The 16510-nt window shown below is 63.8% G+C and carries 19 protein-coding genes; 8 read left to right on the top strand and 11 right to left on the bottom strand.

All coding sequences use genetic code 11. The features are described 5' to 3' along the window. The first annotated feature begins 115 nt into the window (after nucleotides 1-115). The 6 genes from gltX (at nucleotide 116) to ACFOSU_RS06685 (ending at nucleotide 4427) form a co-directional block, all read left to right on the top strand. On the top strand, nucleotides 116-1540 hold the full coding sequence (gltX, locus tag ACFOSU_RS06710) for a glutamate--tRNA ligase (RefSeq protein ID WP_380687743.1): 1425 nt from the start codon (nucleotides 116-118) through the stop codon (nucleotides 1538-1540). Nucleotides 1541-1649: 109 nt separating this feature from the next. Further along, on the top strand, nucleotides 1650-1970 hold the full coding sequence (locus ACFOSU_RS06705) for an ArsR/SmtB family transcription factor (protein ID WP_380687741.1): 321 nt from the start codon (nucleotides 1650-1652) through the stop codon (nucleotides 1968-1970). After that, on the top strand, nucleotides 1967-2938 hold the full coding sequence (locus ACFOSU_RS06700; protein WP_380687739.1) for a cation diffusion facilitator family transporter: 972 nt from the start codon (nucleotides 1967-1969) through the stop codon (nucleotides 2936-2938). The genes ACFOSU_RS06705 and ACFOSU_RS06700 overlap by 4 nt, the downstream gene beginning before the upstream one ends. A 49-nt stretch (nucleotides 2939-2987) precedes the next feature. Continuing rightward, nucleotides 2988-3767 carry a hypothetical protein gene (locus tag ACFOSU_RS06695; protein ID WP_380687737.1) on the top strand — a complete coding sequence of 260 codons (780 nt, stop codon included), beginning with the start codon at nucleotides 2988-2990 and terminating at the stop codon, nucleotides 3765-3767. A 91-nt stretch (nucleotides 3768-3858) separates the two neighbouring features. After that, complete coding sequence (locus ACFOSU_RS06690) at nucleotides 3859-4212, top strand: DUF488 domain-containing protein (protein ID WP_380687735.1); 354 nt, start codon at nucleotides 3859-3861, stop codon at nucleotides 4210-4212. Next, nucleotides 4209-4427, top strand: coding sequence for an acetyltransferase (locus ACFOSU_RS06685; RefSeq protein ID WP_380687733.1), 219 nt, complete (start codon nucleotides 4209-4211; stop codon nucleotides 4425-4427). The genes ACFOSU_RS06690 and ACFOSU_RS06685 overlap by 4 nt, the downstream gene beginning before the upstream one ends. Before the next feature lie 64 nt (nucleotides 4428-4491). On the opposite strand, the gene sat is transcribed toward ACFOSU_RS06685, so the two are convergent. The 5 genes from sat to ACFOSU_RS06660 all read right to left on the bottom strand — a co-directional run bounded on the left by sat (nucleotide 4492) and on the right by ACFOSU_RS06660 (nucleotide 10550). Beyond that, a complete protein-coding gene (gene sat / locus ACFOSU_RS06680; protein WP_380687731.1) occupies nucleotides 4492-5676 on the bottom strand; it encodes a sulfate adenylyltransferase in 1185 nt (394 codons plus the stop codon). Between the two features lie 218 nt (nucleotides 5677-5894). Next, nucleotides 5895-6278 (bottom strand): AtuA-related protein, encoded by a 384-nt coding sequence (locus ACFOSU_RS06675; protein ID WP_380687729.1) that lies wholly within the window; start codon nucleotides 6276-6278, stop codon nucleotides 5895-5897. Beyond that, nucleotides 6265-7659 (bottom strand): acyclic terpene utilization AtuA family protein, encoded by a 1395-nt coding sequence (locus ACFOSU_RS06670; protein ID WP_380687727.1) that lies wholly within the window; start codon nucleotides 7657-7659, stop codon nucleotides 6265-6267. Before ACFOSU_RS06670 ends, ACFOSU_RS06675 begins: the two co-directional genes overlap by 14 nt. After that, complete coding sequence (locus ACFOSU_RS06665; RefSeq protein WP_380687725.1) at nucleotides 7656-9563, bottom strand: TRAP transporter permease; 1908 nt, start codon at nucleotides 9561-9563, stop codon at nucleotides 7656-7658. Before ACFOSU_RS06665 ends, ACFOSU_RS06670 begins: the two co-directional genes overlap by 4 nt. Before the next feature lie 15 nt (nucleotides 9564-9578). Beyond that, nucleotides 9579-10550, bottom strand: coding sequence for a TAXI family TRAP transporter solute-binding subunit (locus tag ACFOSU_RS06660; protein WP_380687723.1), 972 nt, complete (start codon nucleotides 10548-10550; stop codon nucleotides 9579-9581). A gap of 141 nt (nucleotides 10551-10691) precedes the next feature. On the opposite strand from ACFOSU_RS06660, the gene ACFOSU_RS06655 reads away from it, so the two are divergent. Further along, a complete protein-coding gene (locus ACFOSU_RS06655) occupies nucleotides 10692-11612 on the top strand; it encodes a LysR family transcriptional regulator (protein WP_380687721.1) in 921 nt (306 codons plus the stop codon). Nucleotides 11613-11709: 97 nt separating this feature from the next. Here ACFOSU_RS06655 and fur read toward each other — a convergent pair whose 3' ends face one another. The 6 genes from fur to ACFOSU_RS06625 all read right to left on the bottom strand — a co-directional run bounded on the left by fur (nucleotide 11710) and on the right by ACFOSU_RS06625 (nucleotide 15453). Then, nucleotides 11710-12147, bottom strand: coding sequence for a ferric iron uptake transcriptional regulator (fur, locus tag ACFOSU_RS06650; RefSeq protein ID WP_380687719.1), 438 nt, complete (start codon nucleotides 12145-12147; stop codon nucleotides 11710-11712). Between the two features lie 73 nt (nucleotides 12148-12220). Beyond that, on the bottom strand, nucleotides 12221-13555 hold the full coding sequence (locus tag ACFOSU_RS06645) for a dihydroorotase (RefSeq protein ID WP_380687717.1): 1335 nt from the start codon (nucleotides 13553-13555) through the stop codon (nucleotides 12221-12223). Nucleotides 13556-13619: 64 nt separating this feature from the next. Continuing rightward, nucleotides 13620-14492 carry a 6-pyruvoyl trahydropterin synthase family protein gene (locus ACFOSU_RS06640; protein ID WP_380687715.1) on the bottom strand — a complete coding sequence of 291 codons (873 nt, stop codon included), beginning with the start codon at nucleotides 14490-14492 and terminating at the stop codon, nucleotides 13620-13622. Next, a complete protein-coding gene (locus ACFOSU_RS06635) occupies nucleotides 14489-14743 on the bottom strand; it encodes a Trm112 family protein (RefSeq protein ID WP_380687713.1) in 255 nt (84 codons plus the stop codon). Before ACFOSU_RS06635 ends, ACFOSU_RS06640 begins: the two co-directional genes overlap by 4 nt. A 61-nt stretch (nucleotides 14744-14804) precedes the next feature. Beyond that, complete coding sequence (locus ACFOSU_RS06630) at nucleotides 14805-15119, bottom strand: DMT family transporter (protein WP_380687711.1); 315 nt, start codon at nucleotides 15117-15119, stop codon at nucleotides 14805-14807. A gap of 1 nt (nucleotide 15120) precedes the next feature. Beyond that, the gene (locus ACFOSU_RS06625; protein ID WP_380687710.1) at nucleotides 15121-15453 is read right to left on the bottom strand and encodes a DMT family transporter; all 333 of its coding nucleotides are present in this window, start codon (nucleotides 15451-15453) and stop codon (nucleotides 15121-15123) included. A 398-nt stretch (nucleotides 15454-15851) separates the two neighbouring features. On the opposite strand from ACFOSU_RS06625, the gene ACFOSU_RS06620 reads away from it, so the two are divergent. After that, nucleotides 15852-16448: a TetR/AcrR family transcriptional regulator gene (locus ACFOSU_RS06620; protein WP_380687708.1), complete on the top strand. Its 597-nt coding sequence runs from the start codon at nucleotides 15852-15854 to the stop codon at nucleotides 16446-16448. Nucleotides 16449-16510 lie beyond the last annotated feature (62 nt).

Below are 16510 nucleotides of genomic sequence, written 5' to 3'. Positions count from 1 at the left end.
TCAACTATTGTGTGCGGCACAATGCTGCGGGCCCGGCACGCGTCAAAAGGATTCAGCTTGTTAAACTAGTGGGCTGGCCAACCGCCGTATCCCGGCCCGAGCAGGTAGTTCTCTTATGTCCGTCGTCACCCGTTTCGCCCCCAGCCCCACCGGTTACCTGCACATCGGCGGGGCCCGCACCGCGCTGTATTCCTGGCTGCATGCCAAGGCCAGTGGCGGCCGTTTCGTGCTGCGTATCGAGGACACCGACCGGGAACGCTCCACCGACGAGGCGGTACAGGCAATTCTGGATGCCATGGCGTGGCTGAATCTCACCCACGACGGCGAAATTTATTATCAGACGGCGCGCTTCGATCGCTACGCCGAGGTCATCGAGACCCTGCTCGCTGAAGGCAAGGCCTATCGCTGTTATTCGTCGACCGAGGAGGTCGAGGCGATGCGCGAGGCCGCGCGTGCCAAGGGCGAAAAACCCAAGTACGACGGCACCTGGCGGCCGATGCCGGGCAAGACCCTGCCCGAGCCGCCGGCGGGCGTGGACCCGGTGATCCGTTTCGCCACGCCGCTGGACGGCGACACGGTCATCCACGATCTGGTGAAGGGCGATATCACCATCTCCAATACCGAACTGGACGATCTCGTGATCGCCCGCGGCGACGGCACGCCCACCTATAATTTCTGTGTGGTGGTCGACGACATGGACATGGGCATCACCCACGTCATCCGTGGCGACGACCACGTCAACAACACCCCGCGTCAGATCAATATCCTCAAGGCGCTGGTGGGCGATGACGGCGAGCTGCCGGTCTATGCCCATGTGCCGATGATTCTCGGCGCCGATGGCAAGCGCCTGTCCAAGCGCCACGGCGCGGTCGGCGTGATGCGTTATCGCGAAGAAGGCTATCTGCCCGAGGCGCTGCTCAATTATCTGGTGCGCCTGGGCTGGGCGCATGGCGATCAGGAAATCTTCTCGCTGGAGGAGATGATCGCCCATTTCGATATCACCCATGTACAGAGCGGCGCCTCGACTTTCGACCCCGACAAGCTGCTGTGGGTGAACCAGGAACACATGAAGGCGGCCGATCCGGCCGTGCTCGCCGACGAACTCGTCTGGCACCTGAGCCGGCTGGGCATCGAGGCCACGGACAAGTCTGCCCTGGCCGACATCGCCCGCGTTCAGCAGGGGCGTTGCAAGACCATGCTCGAGATGGCGCAGCAGAGCCTGTTCCTGTTCACCGAAGTGACCGAATACGACGCCAAGGCAGTGAAGAAGCACATGAAAGCCGGCTCGCCGGCGCTGCTCGCCCAGATTCGCGACCGCCTCGCCACCCTCGTGGACTGGCAGGACGAGCCGATCAGCGCCGCGGTCAAGGCCGTGGCCGAGGACAACGAAGTCGGCATGGGCAAGGTCGCCCAGCCGATTCGTATCGCCGTCACCGGGACCGCCGTATCACCCTCGATCGATGGCACGCTGCGACTGCTGGGGCGCGAGGCGACGCTGGCGCGGCTGGACGCGGCGGTGGCTGAATTCGGCGACCCGTAACGCGTCCCGCACTATATCGACGGCGCAAGCGCGCGTCGTTCTGCGGTAACGTGCAATACCATAACGTGCGCCACCTCGTTACAATACTTGTTCAATTGTCGAGGTATGCATGACGACCTACTTGGAACTGCAGGTGTTGGGCACCGGCCAGACGATACGGTTGGCTGAAATGTTTCGCCTGCTCGGCGAGCCCAATCGGCTGTCGCTGGTCTATGCCTGCCTCGACGAGCCGCGCAGCGTGCAGACGCTGGCGGCCGATATCGATATTTCCATGTCGCTGGCCAGCCATCACCTGCGCTTGTTGCGTTCGGCGCGTCTGCTGCGCGCCGAGCGACGCGGCAAGCAGGTGTTCTATGTGGCGGCCGATGCACACGTCCAGCGCGTGCTGCGTGACATGGTGGAACACAGCGACGAGGAGGACGCGCCATGAGCGCATCCAAAGATAGCCACACACATGACCACAACCACGGTCATTCGCACGGTCATGACCACGGCGGTCTTGGTGGCCATCACCATCACGGCGGCACCGGCAAGGTGCTGATCTTCTCACTGCTGCTGACGCTGGCCTTCGCCTTTGTCGAGGCGATCGGCGGCTGGTGGGCCGGTTCGCTGGCGTTGATGTCCGATGCCGGCCATATGTTCACCGACAGCTCATCGTTGGCGATCGGTGCGTTCGCCGCCTGGATGGCCAAACGCCCGGCCTCGAAGGTGCATTCCTTCGGCTTGCAGCGCGCGGAGGTGCTTGGCGCGCTGATCAACGCGGTGCTGATGATCGCGGTCGTGGTCGCCATTGCCGTCTCCGCGATCGAGCGTTTTGCCGATCCGCGCGAGGTCGCCGGCGCGCCGGTGATGATCATCGCCGGCATTGGCCTGGTGATGAATATCGTCGTGGCCGCCATCCTGATGCGCGGCGAACAGACCATGAACGTGCGCGGTGCGCTGATTCACGTCATGGGCGATCTGCTCGGCTCGGTGGCCGCACTCGCCGCCGGTCTGGTGATCATCCTGACCGGCTGGATGCCGATCGATCCGATCCTGTCATTGCTGGTCAGCGCGTTGATCCTGGTCTCCGCCTGGCGGCTGCTCAAGGACGTGGTGCAGGTGCTCATGGAGGGCGTGCCCAAGGGCATGGACGCCGCCCAGGTGAGTCGGGAACTGGCCGGCGTGGAAGGCGTGCAGTCGGTACACGATCTGCATATCTGGAGCCTGTCCTCGAGCCAGGCGGCACTGGCCGCGCATATCGAGATTGCTCAGATGGCGGAATGGCAGACGATTCTGCCGCGGCTGCAGACGGTGCTGGCCGAGCGTTTTTCGATCACGCATACCACGCTGCAGCCGGAGGACCGGCAGACCGCGCTGGATTGCGCGATGGACGTTGATTGCGGAATTGCCACATGAGTGGCCGAAGCGACACGCCAGCATAGGCCGGCGGCTCGGCGTTACACCTATGTTTAAAATAGCTGCATTAGATCTCGCACTTAAAAAGCCCGCGCCACGGTCTATACCCCTATCTGGGCCTAGAGCGAGTTCGAATGATTTTTACGCGGCTTATTTAGATTTCGCGGCTCTTGAGCTCAAACTGCTTGTTAAGGAAAAAGAACCTGGCGGATATTCGGGGCGGCTCTGGTATCAAGAGCGCGACGGGCGCGATTGTACGTTTTTAAACGCATCCATTTCCTCCGGCCAAGCGGCTGTGAAGATTGAGCACTACTACAAAGGTAATGAGTTCAACTACACGAGCGCTTGGAAGTTTCTGCTTTGTCAGAAATTACGTTGGCACGATTTTCAAATAGTAAAAGCGCGCTTTCTGCAGCGCAGGTTCAATAAAAAGCAGCTTATAAGAACAGAAAGAATAGAGTTGCTTTTTTACTTGGTAGAGAAAGAACTTCAAAGTCCGAACTCTGTATTCGACCCGTTATATCTGGGAATGCAGCGACACGGACGACGCTGGTTCTACCATCCAGACCGCAAAGAGCACGAGGCACATCTTAAGCTTGTAATGAATTCACTAGTAGCGACGAAAGATCTCAAGCTAAAAGATAATCATCTTTATGTTGTTGAGCCAAAAGCGATGGCCACGCTGAGCCAATATGAGCGCGAAGAGCGTCAGCACCACGATAGTATGAGAACTGCCAGTATGGCTAACCGACTAGCTGGAGCACTGATTGGCGTAACCGTTCTAGGCTTAATCGTTCAGTTAATTAAGTGGTATTTCGGATCTGTATAACAAATCGCTCGAGTTGACCGCCCAAAGCGCTGGCGCGCTTCCAGTTCCCTACGAGGGCGGCGGCCGCTCCGGCGGCAACTGAGCTTCGGCAATGGGCATCCGGCTGAAACGAATCTACGACGCGGCCGCGGACGACGACGGCTATCGCGTGCTGGTCGACCGTATCTGGCCGCGCGGTGTGGCCAAGGCTGATGCCGCGCTGGATGAATGGCGCAAGGAGCTGGCGCCGTCAAGGGCGCTGCGGCAATGGTTTGGCCATGACCGGGAGCGCTGGGAAGAATTTGCCAGCGCCTATCGTGCGGAGCTGAACCAGGCCGGTGCGGACCTGATCGCCCAGCTGCGTGACCGGGCTGCGGACCCGGGCTTGACGCTGCTGTTCGCGGCCCGCGATACCGAGTGCAACAATGCGGTGGTGCTCAAGCGTTATCTGGAGGACAGCCGGTGAACGAGGAGGACCGAAGGGCGCTTGCTGCCAGCGTGCGCGATGCCTGTATCGAGGCGGCGCTGGCTGGCTATGAGGACGCCGCGATCTCCGGGCTGTGTGGCGAAGGCGCGCTGGAAGTCGCGATCAGCGCGATGCGGCGGGTCGATCTCGATGCCGCGCTTCAAACGGCGCAGGTCGGGGCGGCGAATCCGGATGAAGTGTCGGGCCCGGCCTGACACGAAGACATGAAAAAGCCCGCGGCGTGTTGACGCGCCGCGGGCTTTTTCGATCACCGAAGCGTTATTTGCTCTGGTAATAGTCCATTAGAATCTCGGCTACCTCGGGGCGCGAGAATTCCGGCGGCGGCGCGGTGCCGTTGCCGAGCATTTCGCGAACCTTGGTGCCGGACAGGATCACGAAGTCTTCCTTGGTGTGATCGGGCACGTCGCGCATCATCACCACCTTGCCGAGTTTCTTGGAAAACGCGGTGTGGTCGGCGGCGAAGATCTCGATATCCAGCGCGTCGGCCGGTACCTGTTCCTCGAAGATGGTCTGGGCGTCGAAGGGGCCGTAGAAATCGCCCACGCCCGCATGGTCACGGCCGACGATCAGATACGAACAGCCGGCGTTCTGGCGAAACACCGCATGCAGCACCGCCTCGCGCGGGCCGGCATAGAGCATGTCGAAGCCGTAGCCGGTGATCATCACCGTGTTTTCCGGGAAATAGACGTCGACCATCTTGCGGATGGCGGCATCACGTACGTTGGCCGGGATGTCGCCGGGCTTGAGCTTGCCCAGCAGCATGTGGATGAGGATGCCGTCGGCGCCGGTGGCCTCCAGCGCCATCTTGCACAGCTCTTCATGGGCGCGATGCATGGGGTTGCGGGTCTGGAAGGCTACGACCTTCTCCCAGCCGCGCTCGGCGAACTCGTCTCTGATCGAACCCGCGGTGCGGAAGGTGTCCGGGAAGTCCTTCTCGAAATAGCTGAAGTTCAGCACCTGGATCGGGCCATGCACGATATAGCGGCCCAGCCCGTTGAAGGTGGCCACGCCCGGGTGCTCGGGGTCGTCGGTGGCGAAGATCTGGCCGGCGAGGGTGGCCAGCTCGGCTTCGCTGATCTCGTCGATGCCTTCGACGTCCTGCACCGCGATCACCGGATTGCCGGCGACGTTCGGGTCGCGCAGCGCAATACGCGCGGCCCCCTTGATCGGCTCGATATCATCGACCATGTTGACGATCGGCACCGGCCAGAACAGCCCGTCCGTGGTGCGCATGTTCTCGCCCACCGACAACGCATCGGCCTTGCTCATGAAGCCTTTAAGCGGGTTGAAATAACCCGCGCCGAGCATCACGCAGTTGGCGGCCGCGGCGGAGCTCACGGTGAGCGCCGGCAATTCATGGCCTTCCTGGACCAGCTGCTCGCGTACCTTGTCGTCGGCGACGTAAAGCGGGTTGAGCGTATCGGAACCGTGCGGTTTGATCATGAAACAGCGCCTGCATTCGAATCTGTAAGTAGGTGTCTGCGTGCGATTGGACAATGCGCGAGCCGCGGACATGAGCGGTATCCTTACCGATCGCGGCGGATTCTAACCCAAACAGGCGCCAGCGCCGAACGTGCGCGGGGCGGCGGTTGGGCTATCGCATGAGGCAATGGCCGCGATTCTTCGGCCGGCTAGCCGACGCACTGGCCGGATGCCCGCGTCTACCCGGGTTTTCCCGTTGCCGGAGTCTGCAGAAGTTTCCGGGAAATACGGATGTCCATGCCGAGCAGCAGGAACGACAGGGTCTTGCCGTGGCCATCGAGATTGAGCGCGCCGTTGACGCCGCCCTGGAGGACATCGTCGATCACGAGGTTCATGCCGTTCAGGCCGGGCATCGGGTAGCGACGCACCGCGCAGGTGCCGCGATGGGAGAACAGGGCCGTGACGCGCTCTTCGGTGACCTGTGCCAGCAGCGTGTCGTAGTACGCCGCGTGATAGGCAAACATAGCCAGGTTGAGACGATCGCCCTTGTCGCCGGCGCGTGCGTGCGCCAGTTCCTGCAGTCGCACCATGACCTCGTCGTCCGATGGCTCAACTGGCGACATGGGCCGATCTCCTGCGCAGCGGGTCTAGCAGCGTCGCGAAGGCGTGGACGTCGTCGCGTTTGACCAGATAGGAGGCCGTACATACACGGCGCTGGAAGCTTCTACGCACGCCGCCGCCGCCCGCCGGCCCGGCGCAATAGAGCGCGAGCAGTTCCTGACTGGCACGCTCGACCCAGCGGCGCTCGGCGTGCTCTACCGCCAGCCGCAGTCGATAATCGCCATCGACAGCGGCGTCGGCGCGAGCCCCCAGGCTGCCCCCGTCGTCATCGAATACGCTGGTTGCGCCGATGATATCCAGGCGCTTGCGCAGTTCCGGCGGCGCGCGAAAAGTAAGACGCTCGAGCAGGATCTGTCCCGCCAGCCGCGCGCGTGCCAGCGCGTTGGGGCCGGCGTAGGATATTTCGGCCTCGCTCTGGTAGCCGCCGTCGTAGCAGACCGTGGTCTTGAGCCGCTCGGGCGCGGGTTTGCCCCGGATGCCGGTGACGGCCACCCGGTCGGGACCGCATTGCTGCACCGTGACCGCGCTGAGATCGACGACGACGTCCGGGGTCAGATAATGCCCCGGATCGTGGACTTCATAGAGCAGCTGTTCCTTGACCGTCTGCTCGGTGACCAGCCCGCCGGTGTCGGCAGGCTTGGTGACGATCAGCCCGCCGTCTTCGGCGACTTCGATGATCGGGTAGCCCAGCCGCGCCATGCCGGGGACATCCTTGTAGCCGGGGTCGGCGAAATAGCCGCCGGTGACCTGGGCACCACATTCACCCAGATGGCCGGCCATCGTGCCCGCAGCCAGGCGATCCCAGTCGTCCCAGCGCCAGCCGAAATGATGCACGAGCGGCGCCAGAAACAACGCCGGATCGGCGACCCGGCCGCTGACCACGACCTGTGCGCCCTGCGCGAGTGCGTCTGCCAGCGGCGCGGCGCCCAGATAGACGTTGGCCGAAATCAGCGTGTCGGCTTGGGGCAGGGCCCGTGTTTCGGCTTCCCAGGCGATCAGGTCGACCGCGTCGAGCCGATCGAGAATATCGTCGCCCTGAACCCAGCCGATCCGGGTGTCGGGGCGGTCGAGCCGCGCGGCGATATCGGCGATCCGATCACAGGCGCCCCGTGGATTGGCCGCGCCGAAGTTGCCCAGTATGGCGATGCCGTGATCGAGACAATCCGCGAGTATCGGGCTGATCAGTTCATCCAGCAACGGTTCATAGCCCGCTGCCGGATCGTCGCGCATGGCGCGATGCGCGGCCGCCAGGGTGCGTTCGCCCAGGGTCTCGAAGATCAGCGCGCAGGGCAGGCCACGGCGAACCAGTTCCGCCACCACCGGAATCGCCGCGTCGGTGCGATCTCCGGAAAATCCCGCGCCACTGCCCAGAAGAAATGTCATGGGCTGGATTCGCCGGTTCGAGCGCCCTGGCAGCCGGCGGAGTTATCCGGTGCGTGCGGTGCATGACGATGGTGGTAGACATACAGACCGGCGAGCACCGCAAAGGCGGCCGCCGTGCTGAGCCAGCCCGGGGTGAGCGCCAGCGCGACCGCGATCGTCAGCGCCGCGATGTCGGCAAGCGGGCGGCCGGTTATCGACACGCGCGACATCAGTGCGGAAAAGGCGATGACGAACATCACGCCCTGACAGGCCGCCAGTACGATCGCCCACCAGCTGCCGAAACCGGCCAGCGCGGGGTAGATCAGCAGCAGAAACGGGATGACGTATATCGCAGCGGCCAGACGGACCGCTTCCAGCGCCGCCGGCAGCCAGTTGGTCTGGGCGATGCCCGACGCCACGAACACCGCGACGCACACCGGCGGCGTGATCACCGACAGGGTGGCGAAATAGAACACGAACAGGTGCGCGACCAGCGGCTCGACCCCGATCTGAGTCAGTGCCGGCGCGAGCACGGACGCCACCAGCACATAGGCCGCCGTGGTCGGAATGCCCATGCCGAGAACCAGACAGACGCCGCCGACGATGAGTGCCACCAGCGGCAATGACTGGCCGCCGACATCCACGATCAACCCGGCCAGGGTGACGCCGATACCGGTCATGCCGATCATCGCCACCAGAATCTGCGCGCCCGCCAGCAGCACGCCGATGATGACCATACCCGTGCCGGCATCGGTGACACCGTCGAGCAGGCGTGAAAGAATCTCGCGCGGGCCGGTGCCGGCCAGCAGCGCGAACAGCGTATACGACACGACGGTCATGACAATGCCGAAGAACGCGGCGGTCTGGATCGAGCGGCCGGTGAGCACGCCATAGAACAGGCCGCCCAGTGCGGCAAGAATCGGCACGATACGCGCGGGGCGCAGCACGTTCGTCCAGCTGGGCATGTCCTCGGCGGGCACGACCCGGAGCTGGCGCCGGCGCGCCACCATATGAATGGTCAGGAAAACCCCGAGATAGAACAGCAACGCCGGCAGCAGGGCCGCCAGGGCGATGCGGACATAACTCTCGCCGAGGATTTCCGCCATGATGAACGCGGCGGCGCCCAGAATGGGTGGCGCGATCTGGCCGCCGGTGGAGGCGACCGCTTCGACGCCGGCGGCGAACGGTGCCGGATAGTTCAGGCGCTTCATCATGGGAATGGTGAAGTTGCCGGTCGTGGCCACATTGGCCACCGCGCTGCCACTGACCATGCCGAACAGGCCCGACGCTACGGTCGCCACTTTCGCCGCGCCGCCGGGCGAGCGCCCGCTCACGCGCAGCGCCAGATCCATGAAGGCCTGGCCGCCGCCGGTATGCAGCAGCATGCAGCCGAACAGCACGAAGGCGGCGATCGTGGTCGCGGCCACCCCGACCAGCATGCCCCACACGCCCAGGTCGCCGAGGTAGATGGTTTCGGTGACAAACGCCAGGCCGAATCCGCGATGCCCGAGCGGGCCGGGAATCATCGAACCCAGGAAGGCGTAGGCCAGGCCCGCGATGACCATCAGCGGAAAGATCACCCCGATCGCGCGCCGCGACAGATCCAGAATGGTCACCAGCAGAATGCCGGTCAGGAACATGTCGCCGGGCGTCGCCCAGGGCAGCTCGGTGAGGATGCGTTCGTGGTGCATGGCCACATAGCCGCAGGACACGATCACCCCGGCAGCCAGGGCCGTGTCCACAACAATCCCAATGCTCCGCCAGCGGGTATTCTTGCCCAGCGGATAGATCGTCAGGCCCAGCAGCAGCACCAGCGCCAGAAACAGCGCCCGCTGCATCAGGCTCTCGAACGGACCGACCGCCGACGTGTAGAGAATCAGCCCGCCGAGCGCAAACGCCAGCAGTTTGGTCAGGATATCGCGCATGCGCTGATCCCGGCGTTACTGGACGGGCTTGAGCGCGTCGGGAATCGTCATGCCCTGTTCACGGTAATAACGCGCCGCGCCGGCATGCAGCGGTACGCTGCCCACGTCGAGCGTGGTGCGTGCCATGTCGGTGCCCTTGATCGCGGAAAAGGCATTGGCCTGGGTGTCGGTATGCTCCATGACGGCCTTGACGATCTTGTAGGCGGTCTCGTCGTCCATATCCGGGCTGGCGTGCACGGCGACACCGAAGGCCCAGGTGCGATAGGCGGGCACGTCTTTCGACGCGCTTTCCGGTACATCGACGACCGCTATATCGGGCATTTCGCTACGCAGCGTCTTGGCCTGGGCGTCGTCGAGGGAGAGCAGACGGATCGGTGTGAAGGTGGCGATATCCAGGGTCGAGCCGTCCAGGTTATTGCCCACGCCGGACTTGACGTAACCGGCGATGCGGTTGTCCTTGATCGAACTGACCACGTCGGTGGTCGAGCCGCGTACATAGTCCGGTTCGATGCCCAGTGCCTTGAATACCGATTCGGTGGTGCTTTCCGTCGCCGAGCCGGTGATGCCGGGGTTCAGGCGCACGCCGTCCAGCCCGGCCAGCGTCTCGACGCCGGCATCCTTGCGCATGACCACATTCTGCGGCGCGACGGTGTAGACCCAGAGCAGCCGGGTATCGACCGGGCGGCTCTTGAAGGCGCCCGTGCCCTTGTAGGCGTGATACCCGGTGTTGGTGGTCACCAGTCCCATATCGATCTGGTTGCGGCTCAGACGCCGCAGGTTGTCCACGGTCGCGCCGGTTTCGACCACCGACGAACTCACGCCGTCGACATATTGATTGATGATCTGATTGACGGCCACGAAATAGCTGTAGTGGCTCGATGAACTCGAGGTCGAGCCGATCAGCAGGCGTGTCTGGGCGACCGCGTTGCCGCTGGTCATGACGGCGGCGACGGCGAGCGCCGCCAAGGCGATGAAGCGCTTGTGCATGAGTTTCTCCTCGGGGGCACTGACGGCCCGTTGTTTTTATAGTCGGGCACCGTCTTGGGCAGTACCTCGTCGATATAGAATCCTTTGCCGGGATAGTTTTGTATATTGAATAGTTTTTAATTTTTGTTTTATTTTATAAAAATGAATGCCAGCATCCAGCAGCTCCGGGCGTTTGTCGCCGTCGCCCAGGCCCACAGCCTGGCGCAGGCCAGCGAGCGTATCCATCTATCGCAGCCGGCGCTGAGTATCGCGATACGCAAGCTCGAGGAGGCGGTCGGTGGCCCGTTGTTTGCACGCACCAAGCGGCAACTCTCGCTCACGCCGGAGGGCGAAGCGTTCCTGCCGGTGGCAGCGCGGCTGCTCAATGACTGGGCTGAAGCGTTCGGCGATCTGAACGAGCTGTTTTCCAAGCAGCGCGGCAAGGTCACCATCGCCGCGCTGCCAACCCTGGCGGCCGGACTGCTGCCGGGGCTGGTGGCCACGCTGCGGGATCGCTATCCGCGTATCAATCTCGGCCTGCACGACGCCTTGGGCGAGGAGGTGGATCAGATGGTGCGCGAAGGGCGTGCCGACATGGGCCTGACCGTGCCCCCCGTAGCCAGCGATGCCCTGGCGTTCGAAGCCTTGCTGGACGACCACTATGTAGCGGTCTGCCCGCTCGGCCATCCGCTGCTCGAACAGGGCGAGGTGGCATGGGCACAACTGGCCGGCTGGCCGTTTGTCGGCATCAGCCGGCTATCGAGTTCGAGGCGCGATATCGATCGAACGGTTGCCGGCGTGGGCGAATCGCTCGACATCATCTGTGAGGTCAGCCAGATCGCCACCGTGGGGCGGATCATCGCCGCCGGCGCGGGTATCGGCGTGCTGCCGGCATTGAGTTTTCGCCAGATCTCGGGTGCGGGCATCGACCATCGGCCGTTGGTGGCGCCGACGGTCGCGCGCACGCTCGGGCTGATCACCCGGCGGCGCTATCCCTTGTCTGCCGCTGCCACCGCGATGCAGGAACTCATCCGTGAGGCGGGGCGCAACGAGCGCCTGTCGAACACGACCGGAGGCGAATAGAGCCCGCTTCGGAGCGAGGCGTATCCACACGGCTCGCTCGATCGACAAACGGGGAGGGGTTGCCCGCCGTGCGTGGCGTCAGAGGCGGCGTCCTGCCTCAGGACGGCTTCTTCTTGCCGGTGTCGTTCTCGCAGTTCGCGGTCTGGCATTCGCCGTAGAGCACGAGCGTGTGCTTGGACAGGTCGAAGCCGGATTTCTGGGCCACGTCACGCTGACGCTGCTGCATTTCGTTGTCGAAGAATTCTTCGATCTTGCCGCATTTCACGCAGATCAGATGGTCATGCGGACCCTGTTCCAGTTCGAACAGGGCGTGGCCGTCCTCGAAGTGATGGCGGATGACGAGCCCTGCTTCCTCGAACTGGGACAGCACGCGGTAGATGGTCGCCAGGCCGATGTCTTCCTCGTCGGCCATGAGCCGACGATAGACATCCTCGGCCGACAGGTGATCCTGCTTGTTGCGCTGAAGAACTTCCAGGATTTTAAGGCGCGGCAGCGTCGCTTTGAGCCCGGCTTTGCGCAGATCACTGGTTTGCATGGATCGACACCTCAAGTAAGCAGGCAGCCCTATCGCGTTTGGACCGCCGATGCGCTGAATGATTCAGCACGGCTCACCGGTCATAGGCGAGCGCCTCGCCGATACAGCCTTGGCTAAGTTTACCCTCATGGAAGGCCAGTTGGCCAGACACGAACGTGCTCACTACACGGCTCCGGAAGGTATGGCCGGCGAAGGGCGTCCAGCCGCATTTGGCCAGCACCGGCTCGTCGTCGACCACGCTGCGCCCGTTCATGTCCACCACTACCAGATCCGCCCAGTAGCCTTCGCGGATGTAGCCGCGCTCGGCGATATCGAAACGGTCGGCGACGTTGTGGGCACTCTTCTGCACGAGCTGTTCGAGCGTGAAATGGCCGTCGTTGACGTGGTCGAGCAGCGACACCAGCGCGTGCTGGACCAGCGGCAGACCGGCCGGCGCCTTGAAATAGCTGTTGTTCTTCTCTTCCAGCAGATGCGGCGCATGGTCTGTCGCCAGAACATCGATGACGTCGTCGCCGACCGCTTTCAACAGCGCGGCGCGGTCGGCGGCGCTCTTGATCGCCGGATTGCACTTGATCAGCGTGCCGCGCGCGGCGTAGTCGGCCTCTGTGAAGAACAGATGATGAACACAGGCCTCGGCGGTGATCCGCTTGTCCGCCATCGGCCCGGCGCTGAACTGGTCCAGCTCGTCCGCGGTGGTGATATGCAGAATATGCAGGCGGGCGTCATGGCGCCTGGCCAGGGCGATTGCCTTGGACGACGACGCGTAGCAGGCCTCGCGCGAACGAATGACCGGGTGCTCGCTCATGGGCACGTCGTCGCCGTACTGCTCGCGCGCACGCGCGGCGTTCGCCTCGATCATGGGCGTGTCTTCGCAGTGCGTGAGTATCGGCAGCGGGGCGTGTTCGAAGATGGCCTCGAGCGCGGCTTCATTGTCGACCAGCATCTTGCCGGTGGAGGCGCCCATGAAGATCTTGATCGCCGGCGCCAGGCGCACGTCCACGCCCTTGATCGCCTCGATATTGTCGTTGGTCGCGCCCAGATAGAAACCGTAGTTGGCCATCGTGCGGCCTTTGGCCATCGCCAGCTTGGCGGCGAGCGCGTCGTTGTCGATGGTCGGCGGCTTGACGTTGGGCATGTCCATGAAACTGGTGATGCCGCCGGCCACCGCGGCCCGCGACTCGCTGGTCACGTCAGCCTTTTCGGTCAGGCCGGGCTCGCGGAAATGCACCTGGTCGTCGATCATGCCCGGCAGCAGGAACTTGCCTTCGGCATCAATGACCTGGGCGTTGGCAGGCGCATCGATCGACGCGGCGATCTTCGCGATCCGACCGTTTTCGATCAGCACATCGGACTCGGTGCGCTGGCCTTCGTTGACCAGACGGGCGTTGGTGATCAGATAGCAGGACATACAGCGACACTCACGAAATGTGTAGCTCCATTTTAGCGCTTTCGCGCCGATCATGGCGGACGGGTCAGCCGCGCCGGGCAACCGCGCCCTTGCCGACGCCTTCATAGGCGCGCACGGCGATATGCTGCGCCGGATGCGCGTGCCTGAGCTCGCCGGCGATATGATCGGCGATGTTCTCCACCGTCGGCGGACCGTCGAGGATCACACAGCGCCCGGCGTCGATGGCGAAGGCGAAATCGCCCTGTTCGGCACGATAGGCGAAATGATGGCGGCCGTGCCTGTCGGTCTCGACCCAGTCCTCGCGCTGGCCGATGAAGATGCCCTGCCAGCGATCGGCCCACTGCTGTGCGATCTCCGGCTGGTCCACGCCGTCGATCGCGATGGCCAGTCGGCAGCGGTGGCCGTGGCCCATGCGCTGGCAGTTGCCGTCGTGGCTCTTGAGGCCGTGGCAGTAGTGATAGTGCGGGCCGTCGATGCGCTCTTCGCGCAACGCCAGGGTCAGGGCGTCGATATTGGCCGGCAACTGCGGCGCGATACGTTCGGTCAGCCAGCGCTCGAGCAGGGTCGAGTCGATGGCTTCGGCGTCGAATATCGCCACGCCGGCGGCAGGGCCGCGGTAGTCGATGCCGGCCCCGTCGTGGGCGGTCAGCGTGATGAGCGGGCCGTCTAGCCTGATGCCGTTGGCCAGCCGTGGCACCAGCAATCGATGATCGATCAGCGCGTCGATTTCGCGCTTGAGCAGGCGCTTCGCGGGGCCGAAATCGAACAGCATGCCGCTGGCGTCGCGCTGGCCGGTGAGCGTGGCATCGACCAGCCAGGTATGGCCGCTCAGGCCGCTGCGTGGGTCCAGCACGCCGCAATCGACGTGGGTGACGTGATCGACGAACAGTTCGAGCGTGTCGCTATTGCCGGGGGTGCGCCCCGCCCGATGGCTCACGCCCGCGGCGCAAGCTCGATGCCGCGTTCGGGCAGCATCATCGGAATGCCGTCGTGGACGCGGTAGAGCGTGGTGCCATCGCGGGTGACCAGGGCGACGTCCAGGGGCTCGGTGACGGCGCTGTCGTCGGCATGGTGCATCTCGCCGGCGGCGATACGCGCGTTGACGCGCTCGAGCAGCGCCGCATCCGCCAGCGATACCGGGGCACCGCTCACCGGGCAGACGAGAATATCCAGCAGTTGCTTGTCCACACCGGGAACCGTGGTCGAAATCGATGCCCTGATTCTAGCATTCGAGTGGGCCGACAGGCTCCTACAGAGTGTTCTTCAGCCCGACGACTGCGATGATGATCATCGCGATACAGGCCAGCCGGGCGGGGCGAGCCGAATCGCCCCAGAACGCCATGCCCACGAGCGTGCTGCCGACCGCGCCAATGCCGGTGAACACGCCATAGGCGATGGCCATCGGAATGGTGTCCATGGCCAGGCGCAGGCAGGTCAGGCCCAGCGCGAAACCGCTGATGCCCAGCATCAATCCTGTTGCGTAGCGGTGCCGGGTGAGACGTTCGAAGCCGGCCACGCCCACGATCTCGAAGCCGCCCGCGGCGATCAGCAGTAGCCAGTTCATTTCAGTCTTTCCTCGACGCGTCGTCGCTTGCGGTCAGCTTGAGTCCGATCACGCCGCTGAGCAGCAGCGCGAGAAACGCCAGGCTGGACGCATGCAGGGCAGCGCCGAACGCCAGTATGTCGAGCACCGCGGTGCCGAGCGCGCCCAGGCCCACGAAGATGACGTAAACCGTGGTCGCCGGCAGTTGGCGTGCGGCGGCCAGCGCCAGGACGAAGCTGGCCATGATGCAGGCGATCGTGGCTGCCCAGTCGAGCGGGCTGTCGGCCGCCTTCACGCCGCAGACCCAGCCGACTTCCGTGGCCGCCGCGGCGAGCAGCCATATCCATGTCTTCATGATCGATTCAATGCTAACTAACGGTCGGTAGTATAGCGCTGATCGGCCGTCCTGCAAAGCTTGGTATGTCCGTCGTCTGCTGCGGGCGCGCAAGGGCCTGTTGCCGTTTCGTGCGAGCGCCGCGCTGGCGTCCTCCCATAAACGATAACCAGGGGCGTCAGGCAAGGCGCGAGTCGCCGGTCGTGGCGAGCCACGATCAAGACTTGCAACGCCGGCTGCGGTGATTTGAGGCCCAACCCTTCGGGACAAGGGCCCAACAAATAACAATCCGCGGCAATACGGCGTTACAGCACGCTTGCGTAGAATGACTACGCAGCACGTGCTGACGCCTCGTCTTGCCGCAAAACAGCCCTTGGCGCGGTCTCGTACGAAATGGCAACAGGCCCTAGAATGACGCCATGACCGACGTAGAGACTCTGCCGACGCCGGCGCGTATTCGTGCCGTTGCGCTCGATCTGTTCGCCCGCCAGGGTTACGAGGGCACCACGCTGGCCCAGATCGCCGCGGCGGTGGGAATCCGCAAGCCCTCGCTCTACAACCATATCGACAGCAAGCAGGCGCTCTTTCTGGCGCTGGTGGATACCGTCGAAAACACATTCTTCACTGTCCACGACGCCAGCCTGTCCGCCCATGTGGACGAGGGCATCGAAAAACGCCTGCGGGCGCTGGTGCAGGATCTGAGCGGTTTCATCTTCACCGCGGCCCAGGGTGCGTTCTACAAGCGCTGCCTGTTGTTTCCGCCAGAACCGCTGGCCGCTGAAATTCGGGCCATCAATGCCCGCAGCGAAGCGCGTATCGACGCGGATCTGCGGACCCTGTTCGAGCAGGGCGTACGCGAGCAATGCTGGCGAGATCTTGACGAGCGCACGTTCGTCGACGCCTTCTATTGCCTGATGGACGGGCTCTACAGTGAGCGATTCATTTATTCGCGCGCCGAATACGAGCGCCGCCTGGGCTCGGCCTGGCGCGTGTTCTGGGTCGGGATCAGCGGATGAGCGATCACGCGGGACCACCGATCCGGCGCGCTGCCCTTCTGTATACGGTACACGGCTAGTGC

This window comes from Salinisphaera aquimarina (genome assembly GCF_042643355.1).
GTDB classification, from domain to species: Bacteria; Pseudomonadota; Gammaproteobacteria; order Nevskiales; family Salinisphaeraceae; genus Salinisphaera; species Salinisphaera aquimarina.
Note: the sequence above shows the minus strand (reverse complement) of the source record. Positions and strands in the feature narration are given on the sequence as shown.